General features: G+C 58.2%; 6 protein-coding genes and 2 pseudogenes. 6 read left to right on the forward strand and 2 right to left on the reverse strand.

What is annotated here, in order from left to right; all coding sequences use genetic code 11:
• Nucleotides 1-220: 220 nt before the first annotated feature.
• From OZX64_RS00580 to OZX64_RS00595, 5 genes and pseudogenes are all read left to right on the forward strand, one after another.
• The gene (locus OZX64_RS00580; protein ID WP_277173030.1) at nt 221-1,495 is read left to right on the forward strand and encodes a Fe-S-containing protein; all 1,275 of its coding nucleotides are present in this window, start codon (nt 221-223) and stop codon (nt 1,493-1,495) included.
• Between the two features lie 223 nt (nt 1,496-1,718).
• Nucleotides 1,719-2,213 (forward strand): annotated as a pseudogene (locus OZX64_RS08860) (ABC transporter permease); the annotation flags it as partial.
• A gap of 204 nt (nt 2,214-2,417) precedes the next feature.
• Nucleotides 2,418-3,227, forward strand: a pseudogene (locus tag OZX64_RS08865) (FtsX-like permease family protein); the annotation flags it as partial.
• Nucleotides 3,228-3,479: 252 nt separating this feature from the next.
• The gene (locus OZX64_RS00590; RefSeq protein WP_277174912.1) at nt 3,480-5,162 is read left to right on the forward strand and encodes an FtsX-like permease family protein; all 1,683 of its coding nucleotides are present in this window, start codon (nt 3,480-3,482) and stop codon (nt 5,160-5,162) included.
• A gap of 374 nt (nt 5,163-5,536) precedes the next feature.
• Complete coding sequence (locus tag OZX64_RS00595) at nt 5,537-6,328, forward strand: ABC transporter ATP-binding protein (RefSeq protein ID WP_277173034.1); 792 nt, start codon at nt 5,537-5,539, stop codon at nt 6,326-6,328.
• A 17-nt stretch (nt 6,329-6,345) separates the two neighbouring features.
• Here the strand turns inward: OZX64_RS00595 and OZX64_RS00600 are convergent, their stop codons facing one another.
• Both OZX64_RS00600 and OZX64_RS00605 read right to left on the reverse strand, forming a co-directional pair.
• Nucleotides 6,346-8,895: a YhgE/Pip domain-containing protein gene (locus OZX64_RS00600; RefSeq protein ID WP_277174913.1), complete on the reverse strand. Its 2,550-nt coding sequence runs from the start codon at nt 8,893-8,895 to the stop codon at nt 6,346-6,348.
• Complete coding sequence (locus OZX64_RS00605) at nt 8,895-11,741, reverse strand: YhgE/Pip domain-containing protein (protein ID WP_277173036.1); 2,847 nt, start codon at nt 11,739-11,741, stop codon at nt 8,895-8,897. Before OZX64_RS00605 ends, OZX64_RS00600 begins: the two co-directional genes overlap by 1 nt.
• A gap of 342 nt (nt 11,742-12,083) precedes the next feature.
• Between OZX64_RS00605 and OZX64_RS00610 the strand changes: the two genes are divergently transcribed.
• Nucleotides 12,084-13,430 carry a putative ABC transporter permease gene (locus OZX64_RS00610; protein ID WP_277173038.1) on the forward strand — a complete coding sequence of 449 codons (1,347 nt, stop codon included), beginning with the start codon at nt 12,084-12,086 and terminating at the stop codon, nt 13,428-13,430.
• Nucleotides 13,431-13,515: the final 85 nt, after the last annotated feature.

Here is a 13,515-nt window from a genome sequence, read left to right on the forward strand (position 1 = left end):
AGACGTAAAGCTTGGCCTAAGCAAAATCGCAGATTTTGCCTTCGCGCTCGATACATCGCGCTCACTGAGCTTACGAAAAAGTCCACTGGACTTTTCGCTTAACAGCTCAGCCAGTAAGGGTGTCGAAGCAAGTATATTCCCAGACAACTGCGTCAGTTGATTCCTTGGTAATGAGATAAAAGCTAGCTAATTGCGACTGGCAAGGATAAGGATTCGAGAAATGCTCGAGGAATTTGTGGGGGCGCTGCCGGGGATGGTGGCGCCGGCGCTGCTCGTGATGACGCTGAGCGTGCTGCTCGGTGTGGGCGAGGGACGCGATAGGCCCGTCAGCCGGCAGTGGCGACTTTATGGGCTGCTCGTCGGGATTGTGGCGGCGTTGATCTTTACGGTGTTGCGCGTGCTGGTCATTGTCGATCGGCGCTCCGGGGTCAATCTGCCGGTACTCATTGGCTGTGTGGTGTGCGACGTACTCATTCTGGCGATTATGGCCTGTTCGAAACGGCTTGTGCGCGACTGGCACAAGCATCCGGTTCGACTCCATGTGGCTAACGCGGTCTGCGCGATCGGCATCGCACTGACTACGTTCTTCGCCTCGCAGGACGTCTTCATGCAGCTGACCAGTTTTGTGGAGACCGGCGAATCTCCGTTCACTTCCAAGATGCTGCTGCGCGCGCTTGGCTTCGCCTTGGGTATTGCCGCAGCCGTTGTGGTGGCGGCCATTTTCCGCACCATGCGCACGACCGCCGTGCGCGGCAGTTTCCTAGCGGCTTCGATGCTGATGCTGCTGGTTTTGCTGATTCGCCACCTGACACAGCTCTGCTCGCTGCTGATGTCGATGATGATCGTCGAATTCGACGGAACGGCGTTCAGCGCGCTGATCGTTGCGGCGAACAATGATATGAAACTGGTCATCGCTTCGGTATTGGTATTTATTATTCCCGTCATTGCCTCCATCGTTGCCGGGTTCCGCACGCCGTTGGCCGGTGCCAATGATGCCGTGGTCCGCGAACACAAAGCGTTCCGGCGTCGTGCCAAAGCCGCAGGAGTATGGAGCCTGATCGCCATGATTGTGGTGACGGTCGCGCTGACGGCCGGTGTCGCCAAAGTCCACGAACAACCTTCGCTTTCGCCGCCGGAAGGGTATTCACAGCATAACGGCATCGCCACCATCGCCTTCAACAAGGTGGATGACGGCCATCTGCACCGCTTCCAGTACAAGGCCAAGGACGGCACGGTGATGCGCTTCATCATCATCAAGAAGAACGGCGGCTCCTACGGCGTCGGCCTTGACGCCTGCCTGACCTGCGGCGACGCGGGCTATTACGAAAAAGACGGCAAGATCATCTGCAAGCGCTGCGAAGTGGAGATGAACGTGGCGACCATCGGCTTCAAGGGCGGATGCAACCCGATTCCGTTCCCGTTCGAGGCATCGCACGGCAAGATCACCATACACACCTCCGACCTCGACGCGTTGTCGTCGCATTTCAAGGAATGAGGGAGACGATGACGCTCATGCACGATTATTCCAACATGGTTTTTGGGCTTGGACGGCGGTTGATGCCGCGAACCCATGTTCTGGAAGCCCTTCATCATGGGTTTGTGGCTCAGAAGCGGAATTATGCCGCGAACCCATGTCGGGACAGAACGGATTGGTTGCGTTGCCGTGCTTGGACCATAGATGAGCACAACAGTTTTGTGATGAAAAGAGGGTGACGGTAATGTTCCTGTTACGAATGGTGTTTCGCTCGTTTTCACGGCAGCTCAAGCGGCGGTTGCTGATTGCGGTGACCGTATGCCTGTCGGCCACGATCTGCGTGGCGATGCTCGGTGTCGTCTTCGATGTGGGCGACAAACTCAATGCCGAACTGTCGACGTACGGCTCGAATATCGTGGTGCGTCCCAAGGCCGACGCGGTGGTGTCGGACTTGTACAATACTGCCGACGCGGGCAATGGCGCCGAAACCGCCGACCCGACTTCGTTCCTCAAGGAATCGGACGTGCCCAGCATCAAGACGACGTTCTGGGCGTTCAATATCACCGATTTCGCGCCGGAACTCAACGTGAACGCCACGATCGATGGGCGTAATGTGCCGGTGACGGGGACGTGGTTCGCCAAGAAAGTGCCGCTTGCGACCGGCGAGAGCGTCGTCGCCGGAGTCAAGGGCATGCGTTCGTGGTGGAAGATCGACGGGGCCTGGGCCAAGGACGGAACGGGGGCTGCAGGAACCGGCAAGGTCGTTGCGGCGGCTGATGCCGGTAAGACTGGTAGTGGCCAAGTGTCCGGGCAATCCGAAAACGACATGAATACGAATACGGACATGGATGACAATAGCGGAAAGCAAACCGTTACTGCCGACTTCCCAAATACGCAAAACAAGGAAAACAAATCTCATTCCGAGAATGCCAACGGTGTCGTTCAGGGGATGATGGGCAAGGAACTGGCCGGTGATACCCATACCAAAGTCGGGCAGACCGTTACGGTTTCCAAGGTCGCGGCCGACGGACAGCATCGCAGCCAGCGTGTGCGGGTTGTCGGGATTTTCGATTCGGGCGACAATGATTCGAGCGGTCTGTACATTCCTTCGTGGTCGGCTCAGAGGCTCTCCGATTTGCCGGATTCCATCGACAAAATCGAGGTCAAGGCGCTCACCACTCCCGAGAACGCGTTGGCACGCAAGGCTGAGAAAGACCCGGCGGCACTGAGCCAGGAGGAGTGGGAGACCTGGTATTGCACGGCCTATCCGTCTTCAATCGCCTATCAGATCGAGGAGGTCATGCCGGGAGCCGTTGCCAAGCAGGTACGGCAGGTGGCGGCGTTGCAGGGCGACGTTTTGCACAAGACGCAGGCGGTGATGATTTTGATGACCGCCTTGAGTCTGATTGCGGCGGCCATCGCCGTGGCCAATCTCATGGCGTCTTCAATCGGTGAGCGCGGTTCGGAACTGGCGCTCTTGAAAGCCATCGGCGCGACGGATGGTGCGGTTTCAAGGCTGATGCTCACCGAAACGGCGGTCATCTCGCTGATTGGCGGACTGGTCGGTGCCGGGCTTGGATCGTTGCTCGCGCAGGTCATCGGGCATGTCGTTTTCGGCTCGGGGGTGGTGATGCGGCCGATGGTATTCGTGCTGGTATTCGTGCTGTTGACCGTGACCATTCTGATTGCCTCGTTCTCCTCGATCCGTTCGATTCTGCACCTGCGTCCGGCGGAGGTGCTGCATGGTCGCTGATCGCAATGGGTATGAGCGCACGCGCAAGTATCAATGCCAACGTCGGAATATGCGGGTGCGCTGTGCGCTATATGGCTTTATCGCAGGAAATGGCGGAAATGACGGGAATGAAAGGAGGACGGCATGAGTGATGTGAAACGTGACCAGCATGATTCAGGTGTCGGTAGCAGCGTTGACAGGCGCGTCGCCCCGCCTGCTGAAGGCAGAGCAAGCACCGCCGCAAACGCCGTCGGTGTCTCCGATGGGCGGCCGATGACGAATCGTCGTATGTTTTTCCGCATGCTCTTGAGCGCGGTGTTCCGGCGGCGCTCGCGGGCTTTGATGGCTGTGGTCGCGTCTCTGGTGGGTGCGGCGACGCTTTTCTGTCTCGCGGCGATTTGTGTGGCGGTGCCGCAGCAGATGAACGAGGAGATGCGTGCTTACGGTGCCAATCTCATTGTGACCCCGACCCAGCGGACCGTCGGCGGAAAGGCCGTTGAAAGCGCTAACGGTGACAATGTGGCGGATTCCGGCTTTGACCGGAAATCCGTCGAAGCGCTGGATACGGCGGTTAAAAGTGTTGGTTCTGAACGTTCGGCTTCGTACCGATACGAAAATACGCGTATCAACTCGTTGCCGTTTGTGGTGGCGGGCATCGATCCGCACGAGGTGAAGGCGCTGAACCATCACTGGAGTGTGGAAGGTAAATGGCCATCGAACGGCGGGGTGATGCTCGGACGCGACGCGGCGACGAAACTCGACGCCAAGATTGGTTCGGTTATCACTATCAAGTACAGTCCTGGCAAGAACGTGGCCGCCGCGGCTGGCGGAACTGATGGTTCCAATGGTTCCGGCAACGCTGGTTCGGGCAGTGGAAGCTCAGGTTCGAACAGCTCGACCAGTGGTAGCAGTGACACTGATGGTTCCAGCACCGGCTCAGCCGCACCGGCAAACGGCAATTCGTCGGGTCATGACACGCAAAACATGAAGGGCATGAATATGTCCGATTCGTCGCATGCCGATGATGTGCGGCAGGGCATGGCCGACGCGACGGTGAAGGACAAGCTGGGCAAGGCGCTGGACGGCATATCGGCGGAGGCCAAGACCCCCGATATGCCGGGTATGGATATGTCGGCTACGGGCGCACAAGGTATGAAGGGCGCACAAAGCATGCCGGGTATGAAGATGTCTGCCGCAAGCCCCGGTTCCGTCAACCTCGCGGTATGGGAATCGGTGGGTTCAAGCCTCAAGAATGCCGATAATTATTCCGGTTCGGTCGAGCCCGCTGAATGGAAGCCCACGGCTCCCAACGCGGGTGGGATGGAATTCCGGGTGGACGGCATCGTCGACACCGGCGGCAGCGAGGATGATATGGTCTATGCCAACAATCTTGACGTCAACAAGCTCACCGGCTTTGAGCGCGGTGCGGACGTCGTCGAATTCTCCGTTGACGCAAGCGATGCCGGGCTGAGCGACTTGACAAATGCGGTCAATAAGAAGGCCTCGCTCAACGCCAAGGCGCAGAAGGTCACGAAGATCACCTCGTCCAATGTCCGTATCATTACGATGCTGCAGACGCTGTTCTGGATTGTCACCGTGGTGGTGCTTGTGCTGACGCTCGTCGGGGTCGGCACCACGATTTCGTCCATCGTCTCCCAGCGGCGCAACGAAATCGGCTTACGCAAGGCGCTCGGTGCCTCATCTGGCGATATCGCAGTGGAGTTCACAGTCGAGGCGGCGCTTTACGGGCTGATCGGGGGGTTGCTTGGTACCGCCATCGGCTATGTGCTCGCCCGCGCGTTGAGTTCTGCCGTATTCGGGCAAAAGTTGTCGCTCAATTGGCCGCTGGCGCTCGCTTCTGTGTTGGTGGCGATGCTGGTCGCGGTGCTCGCTTCGTTGCCGCCTGTGCGCAACGCGGTACGGATTGACCCGGCTGTCGTGCTGCAGGAGGAGTGAGCATGAAAAATACCATGATACGGGAATACGGTTGGCCGTGAAAATCGACGGTAGTGCTGGTAAACGGACTTTAACGCGCGGCAAAGGTCCGTTTACCAGCACGAAAGTGACGATGACTGCCAATCGGCGTGTGAGCGAGGAACGTAATGACAAGAATGGGCGCGGTAGTGCTGGTAAACGGACTCTGACACGTTCTAAGAGTCCGTTTACCAGCAGCAATGTGAATGGCTACTGATAAACGGATGAATCCGATGAATGTGTTAATCAGCGTAGGCAACAACGTAGATGCTGGTAAACGGACTTGTAAACGACGGTAGAGTCCGTTTACCAGCAGCGACGCAACAATTATTTGGTAATGAATGAAAGGAGTGGCTATGCTGCTCGAACTTGATCATATTTCGAAGATCTACGGCGACCTTCACGCGGTGGATGACCTCAGTCTCACCGTCCCGGCAGGGCAGTGGCTTGCGGTAGTCGGTTCGTCCGGTTCCGGCAAGACCACGTTGATGAACATCATCGGCTGCATGGATTCGCCCACCAAGGGTTCGGTGACGCTGGAAGGCCGCGAACTCAACGATCTGAACGCCACCCAGCTGGCCGATGTGCGCAAGAACGTCATCGGCTTGGTCTTCCAGAAGTTCTATCTCGTACCGCACCTCACCGCCGTCGAGAACGTGATGGTGGCGCAGTACTACCATTCGGTGGTCGACGAGAAGGAAGCACTTGAAGCCCTTGACCACGTCGGGCTGAAGGACCGCGCAAAGCACCTGCCGAGCGAGCTTTCCGGCGGCGAGCAGCAGCGTGTGTGCATCGCCCGTGCGCTGATCAATCACCCGAAGCTTATTCTGGCCGACGAGCCGACAGGCAACCTGGACGAGAAAAACGAGAAGATCGTGCTCGACCTCTTCCGTGAGCTGCACGAACAAGGCACGACGATTATCGTCGTGACACATGATGCGCTGGTCGCCTCGTGTGCGCAGCGCGAGATCATGCTGAACCACGGCGTTCTGGTCGGTGAGCAATGGAACGACGACAAGGCGCGCGAGGCATACGAGGCAGCGGGTGGCAAGCCGGCTTCAACTGGTGCACAAGTCGAGGGCGCACAGCAAGGTGACGCGCCGATTTCGTTCGTCAACCCGACCAAGGCCGCCAAGGTGCAAGACTGACGGTTTGGTCTCTAGACTCAGATCAGCTTGGTGCGTTCCATTTGCTTGGAGAACCAGGTGTTGAATTTTGAAGGCTTCGGCATGAGCAGACCGATGACGAGCATCACGGCGGCGTAGATCAGGACGATACCCAGCTGAATCCAGAAATCGTTCTGATAGATGCCGGCGATGGCGGCGCGGGCGGCTTGGATCGAATGGGTGGCCGGCAGGAACGGGTTGATGACCGCCACGAATTTCGGTAGCACCTGCAGCGGGTAGGTGCCGGAGGAACCGGAAATCTGCATGACAAGCACAATCACCGACATCGCTTTGCCGATGGTGCCGAAGCAAGCCACCAATGTGTAAATGACAAACGCATAGACTAACCCAGAAACCCAGCCGGAAAGCATGAACAGCATCGGGTGAACCGCGTGGACGCGCAGGAAGAGCAATGTGCCGGCGCAGGAGAAGGTGCTTTGCAGTAGGGAAATGAAAGCGAAGATGCCGAAGCGTCCGAGGAAGAGCTGGTAGGGCTTCGGTTCGGTGAACAGGCGTCCGGCGTCATCGATGGGGATGGATTCGTCATCCGGTGAGGCAAGACCTGCAGCAGTCTGGGGTGCGGTATCGGCGTTGACGCTGGCTGCGTCTATACGCTGTGTGGTTTCGTTATCGGTATCGATTGGACGATTGAGAACGAGCGTATTGACCTCGTCTGAGGTTCCCGGATCCGCCGACGGTGCGTCTCCAGATGCGCTGTCACTGTCATTGCTGGCACCGGCAAGCGTGGCAACGTCTGCGGCATGGTTTTGTGCCATGCTGGCAGCGTCCGCAGAGGAAAGAACGGCAGGCGACGTTTCGGCCCTGTTGTCGGAGCCGCGCCGCTTCTGGCGCTGTCGCTGGCGTTTACGCAACCAGCCCCAACCGGAACCGATCTCGCCCAGCCTGCGCCGAGACCCACGTGAAACGTCGGTTTTGATGGTCAGTGCGATTAGGAGCGAGCCGACCCATAGCGGAATGAACGTATAGAACGGGGTCAGCGACGTGCCGAAATTCTCGACCGGGAACACCGCGTTGCGTTTCAGCGCGACGGGTGCGGCGAGAGTGGCCGCGAGCTTGTCGGGATCGCCGGAAAGCAGTTTCTTGACTTTGGCCATGTCGCCGCTGTTGAGCGCTTCGGTCAATTGCTGGCTGAACGTGGCCAGTTTGCCGCTGGCGTGTGAAAGCGTTGCTGAGGTGTTGCTGAGTGTCGTTCGTGCCTGTTGGAGTTTGTCGCTGGCCTGATTGGCGGTGCCGTTGAGCGCCGTCACCGCGTTGTTGAGGTCGGCGGCCCCGGTGCCAAGAGTACCAGAAACGGATGAAAGCGACGAAGTGATGCTGGCAATCTGCGGTTTCAAGGTCGCTGAGAAGTTGGCGTTGAGCCCGTCGATGGCGGTTTTTGATTGATTAGTGAGGCTGACGATTTGCTCGCGTTGCCGCGCTGCGTCTCCGGTTTTCGTCTCCAAATCGCTGGCTGAAGTATTCAGAGCGGTTTGCAGGGCCTTTTGGTGCGCGATAATGTCGTCAAGACTGGCAAGCGCTTCGTCCGGGACGGTCGGCAAGCCGGCCAACGTATCCCGGATTTTCTGGTATTGTGCCGCTTGCTCGCCGATGAGACCCGCCTGTTTACGCAGTGTCGCCGAAACGTCGGCGGAGGATTTGCCGGCGCTGTCGAAGGCGTTGCCGATGCTCGTGCCGATAGCCGCGTTGCCTGAGCTACTGGCCTTCAACGCTTGCGACAGCGCGGAAGCCGCGGTGGTGAGCGCACTCGAAACGTCGTTGATGCTGCCGCCGGCCTTGTGGAGCTGTCGCAACGATTCGCCGGTACCGTTCGAGGCGTTGCCAAGCAGGGCCGAGGAGCTCGAAAGCAGGGTCTGCGAGACGTCGATAAGACCCGCGTAGGCGTCTACACTCGTAGCGGAGTCATTGAGCTGGCTGGCCAGATCGTTGATATTGCCGTTGAATGTGGTCAGACGATTACGGGCGTCGGAGGAATCGAGCTGCTTTGACAATCCGTTCGCCACGCTCAGTGCGGTGCCGGTGATGGTACGCGCGAACATCTCGTTGACCTCTTTGGAGATCTGGTCTGCGCCTTGCCCGGTGACCTTCGGCGCGACGGCGTTCTTCTTCTCGTTGGTGTAGTACTCAAGGGTGGCGTGCTTGGCGTTTGAGGAGAAGAAGGTCATCATGTTGCGGCTGAAATCCTTGGGGATGATGACCGCCGCGTAGTAGGTGCCCGCTTTGGTCCCCTCGATGGCCTTGTCGCGAGTGGTGAAGGTCCAATCGAGCTGGCTGTTGGCGCGCAACTGGCCGATGACCTGGTCGCCGAGTTTCATTTTCACGGGCATCAGATCGCTGGAATAGCCGGCATCCACGCTTGCGACCGCGAATTTGAGGTTTTTCGTGTTGCCGAACGGATCCCAGCTCGCGGTGACATTGAACCATGTAAAGAGCGCGGGGATGACGACCAGCCCCATCAGGATGATGATCGAGATGATGTTGCTGGTGATGCGTCGAACATCACCGCGGAAGAGTCTCCAGATTGTTCTCATCACCGGTCACCTCCTTTCTGTCCGTTACGTTCTTGGCTGTCGTTTCGGGGGTTTGCGGCATTGTCCAATTCATTTTTCAAGGTCTCGATGTCCCCGGTATCAAAAGCCAGAGTATCCGGCTGACTTGTTTCAGCTTCGCTATTTTCAGCCGTGGCCGGTGAAACCGCAGGTTGTTGCCGAGGTGTGGCCTCTACCGGAATGGAGGAATCCGAGGAAAGCGAAGCGGGTTGCGTTGTCGTTGCCGTAATGTCGAATCGGCTGTCTGGGGAAGACCCGTCATGCTTTCTCGCTGCTGCCTTCTTGCGCGGCCGTTGACGGACGTAGAGCAACGAACGTACCGCATCGTCTTCAAGATTGCCCAGGCGGACCTGACGGGCGAGGCTGTCGCGGATCGACTCGACGGCAGCCAGGAAAATGATGGTGACCAAAAACCAGATGACCCATGCGGCCAGCGCAACCACCTTGGTGCCTGTGGTCAGGGAGAAGGTGATGGCCATGGCCGCCGGGATGGCAATGCCGCATGCCAACGCTCCGCGCATCAGCTTGGGGTAGAGCAAGGCGAATCTGCGGGCTCTTTCCTCGATGCCGGCACGATATTCCTCTTTGTTGGCCAACATGCTCAGAGCCTGTGAAATCCGGTATTCGTGGGTCTTGTGCAACGCGGGTTCATTGGTGATGATGTCGCTGGCCTTGAGCTGACGGTCGACCAGGCTGTGCAGATTGCCCATATGCGGCTTGACCGCGAGGCCCAGGATAAAGAACAGGACGGCGAAAATCATCAGATGACCCATATTGATGAACCAGTCGGCATGGTAAAAGCCCGCGATGGTCTCGCGCAACGCGTTGATGGAATAGGTGAACGGGAAGTAGGGGTACATGTCGCGGAAGAACTTCGGCATCATCTCGATGGGGTACATGCCCGACGAACCTGGAATCTGAACGATGACCAAGGCCACGCACAGCGCCTTGCCGACGTGCATGAACGAGGTCGAGAGCGCGTAGGTGATGCTGACGTAGACCATCGAGGCGAGCATCGAGGTGATGAGGAAGATCGGCACATTGTGGCATTGCACGCCGATGACGAGCTCGCCTAGCACGGTGACGATGGCCTGTGTCGTCGCGATCAGCGCGAGAAGAATCCAACGTCCCCAATAACGCTGCCCGGGCGTCGGCTCGTCTTCCAGCCCCTCGTCGTCCACTTCCAGCTTCATCAGCACCACCAGCATGAATGCCCCGACCCACAGCGTCAGGTTCGTGAATAGCGGTGCCATACCGGAGCCGTAGGTGGTGACCGGATAGACGACTTTTGTATCGAGAACGGTGGGTGAGAGCATGAAGTCCGCGATTTTTGCAGCGTCAAGCTTGCCGTCGCCACCCACGGATTTTGCCAGAATGCCGGAGCCGGAAAGCGTGGAGGAGCTGGAAAGCGCCGTGATGTCGGTGGTGAGCGTGGACAGATGCTGTTGCAGGTTCGCCAATCCTTTGTCGGTGCCGGCCAGCGCTTTGGCCGCAGTGGCTGCGGCCTGGTCGACCTGGTTCAAGACGAGCGAGGATTGCGTGATGAGCGAGCCTTGCGAAGCGAGGTTGGCCGAGGATGTGGCGGCTACCGTCGAAAGGCCGTTCAAGCCGTTGTTCAGCTGGGGCAATGCTCCGGTCGTGATGGTTTTCCTGGCATTCGCGGCGTTGCCCAAAGCCGATTGCGTGGCAGTGTCGATGCCGTTGGCCGCGGAAACGGTATTGGTCGTTGTCGCGCCGAGATTTTCGCTGGAATTGAGGTCGTTCAAGATGTTGATGGCATCGCCGAGGCGCTTGTTCTGCGCTTGGAGACCGGCGATGGCACTGGAGCTGCCGGGTATGCCGGCTTCCTCTAAAAGGCCGATGAGGCTATTGGTGTCGTTGTTGATCTGCTGGGCCGTCGAAAGCGCTGAGCCTACGTCTCCGTTCGCTTTTGTGAGGCCCGCCGCGACCGAATTGATGGCGATGTTCGCGTTCGAGCTGGCTTGTGAAAGCAGATTCGAGCTGTTGTTCAGGGTGCTGTCGGCGTTATTGCGCCAATCGTTGAGCGTGTTCTGTGTATTGTCGATTGCATCGGCGGCGCCCTTGAGCTGTCTGGAGGTCTGTGCGCCGGCTTTTTGCGTTTTGTCGAGTATTGTGCGCGCTGTCCTGGTCTTGCCGGGAACATCGTTGAGCGTGGCGGTGAGGTCGGTGATATCGCTGCGTATCTGGGCGACGGATTGCTGGGCTTTGTCCAGATCGGCGAGGGTATCGGCGGTGGCTGTGTCGGCTTTGGCGTTGATGTCGGCATCGGTTTTGTTGACGATGCCGGAAACCACCTTGCTTACCGTGGAAACGAACGTCTCGTTGACCTGGCTGTCGACTGTCGAAGCGCCGGTGTCCGTCATGCGGCTGGCCAGGGCGTTGGCCTTTTCGTTGACGTAATATTCCAGTGTCGGGCGTGCGCCGCGTCCCTCGATGACGCCGGCGACACGGTCACTGAAATTATCTGGGATGATGATGGAGGCATAGCTTTCCCCGGATTGAACGCGTTGCATGGCATCACGCTGGCCGGCGAATTTCCAGCCAAGCTGGTGGTTGCCTTTGAGCTGGCGCACGATCTGCGCGCCCATATTCATCTTGCCGATGGCTTTGGAATCGGTGCCGCGGTCGTTGTTGACCACGATCACTTCGATGCCGTTCGTGTTGCCGTAAGGATTCCAAAAACCTGCGATATTGAACCACGCATACAGCGGCGGGATGAACACGAGCCCGAACAGGACTACCCATGCGGCTGGTACACGCAACAGACGCACGATGTCGCGCCGTACGATGGCCAGCACATTGCTCATAGCGTACTCCTTGATTGTTGGTTTGCCGGAAGGTGCCAAACGTTCGGCTTGATTTGTCGGTTTCCGTTTATATTCACTGCTGTCCCTGAGATATCACCATATTTGGGGGTGTGAATCTTCCGTTCAAAGCGAATATATCCGGTCGATTGAAGCCAGGCATTGCTTGGAGCGTCGGTATTACGCTGCAAGAACAATATTCTGGATACCTATGAGTGAGGACGGCTAGGCGCGCTTGCCGATGGCGGAGGACGCCCGTTACGCCTGATTTGGTTGTGGCTGCTGCGCGGAGTAGCCTTATAGGAATAACGAGAAGATCTTGGACGGGGTAAAAGGGAGTCGACTATGGGGGCTGCTCCCGATAATGGGCATACGGGGAAACCGAAGATTTCGCAAACGTTGCACAGCTCGGTGCGCACACCGGCAAACGCCGTCGGCAAGGTCGCAACCGCCGCTGCAGATGCTGCCGTGCATTCGGTCACTGGTGCTGCGGCGGGCGTCGGTGACACCTACCGGAATCTTGCGAGCCATGCGTCGCAACGATTGATGCTTATCGGCCGTATTTGCGGCGTGCTGGTTCTGCTGGTCGGACTCGTCAGCGTGCCGTACGTCGGTTATGCGATTTTCTATGGCGCCCATGCATTCTTTACCGGCCGGCTTCACGCCGATCCGCTTGATCTCACGTTCCTGCTCACCTGTACGCGGACTGTCGTCTCGCTTGTCGACGCCGTCGTTCTGATTGTGTTCGGTGTCATGTTGCTGAGAGGCCTGCGCAAGCACGCGGCGCAATGGGCTTACGTGCTGATGGGCGTGACGGTGGCCCAGGGCATGCTCTCGCTGGCGTTGCAAGGGCTCGGTATTGGCGTGGGGCTTTCCGTGGTCCAGATTGCGATTTTGGTGGCGCTCGCGATCGCCCTTGACCCCGCGTTGATCGGCGAGCGTGCCGTTCAGCGCAAATTGAAGCGAATGGACGAGCGCGACGAGTATATCGAGGCCAAAGGCGCCGGTATGCTCGGTCGCGATCCAAGCGGCAAAGGGTATGTCAAACTCAATGTTTTCAACGTGTTCTGGCTTTTTGTCGTCGGTTGCGTCGGCGGGCTTATCGCCGAGGAAATCTACCATCTGATTTTCTTCAACGTTTGGCAGGACCGCGCAGGGTTGATTTGGGGGCCGTTCTCGCCGATATACGGGTTCGGCGCCGTGGTGCTGACCATGTGTCTGAATCGGCTTTGGCATGCCAACGCCGTCCTGATTTTCTTTTTCAGCGCGATTATCGGTGGCTTGTTTGAAGCGTTTGTCAGCTGGTTCTTGCAGGTCGCGTTCGGCATCGTCGCTTGGGATTATTCGAACGCCTGGCTGCCGCTTTTCGGCGGGCGGACCAGCGGCAAATACATGGTCTTTTGGGGGCTGGCAGGCCTGCTTTGGTTGCGGGAGTTGTTGCCGAGGATTCTGAAGTTCATCAATCTCATCCCGTGGAAGTGGCGTTACACCTTGACGGCGATTGCGCTGGTATTCATGCTTATCGATATCGTCGTCACCCTGATGGCGCTGGATTGCTGGTATGGCCGTATCGCCGGGCTGCCGCAAACCTCGCCGGTTGCCCAATTCTTTGGCGAGCATTTTGGCAATTCGGTGATGCAGCAGCGTTTCCAGACCATGAGCATCAACCCGAAGTGGTCCGGCCGCGGGTGAGCCGTTGACGCCACTTGAGCGGCGTAAATGTGGTGCTATTTCTCAGTTCCGGCATTTTCAAGTCGCTGATGTGGCTCAGACGGCG

Origin of the sequence: Bifidobacterium sp. ESL0704, from assembly GCF_029392075.1 — a bacterium.
Taxonomy (GTDB): domain Bacteria; phylum Actinomycetota; class Actinomycetes; order Actinomycetales; family Bifidobacteriaceae; genus Bifidobacterium.

Coding starts and splice junctions, on each gene's coding strand:
- OZX64_RS00590 (WP_277174912.1), top strand. CDS start 3,480: ATGACGAATCGTCGTATGTTTTTCCGCATGCTCTTGAGCGCGGTGTTC.
- OZX64_RS00580 (WP_277173030.1), top strand. CDS start 221: ATGCTCGAGGAATTTGTGGGGGCGCTGCCGGGGATGGTGGCGCCGGCG.
- OZX64_RS00605 (WP_277173036.1), bottom strand. CDS start 11,741: ATGAGCAATGTGCTGGCCATCGTACGGCGCGACATCGTGCGTCTGTTG.
- OZX64_RS00610 (WP_277173038.1), top strand. CDS start 12,084: ATGGGGGCTGCTCCCGATAATGGGCATACGGGGAAACCGAAGATTTCG.
- OZX64_RS00595 (WP_277173034.1), top strand. CDS start 5,537: ATGCTGCTCGAACTTGATCATATTTCGAAGATCTACGGCGACCTTCAC.
- OZX64_RS00600 (WP_277174913.1), bottom strand. CDS start 8,895: ATGAGAACAATCTGGAGACTCTTCCGCGGTGATGTTCGACGCATCACC.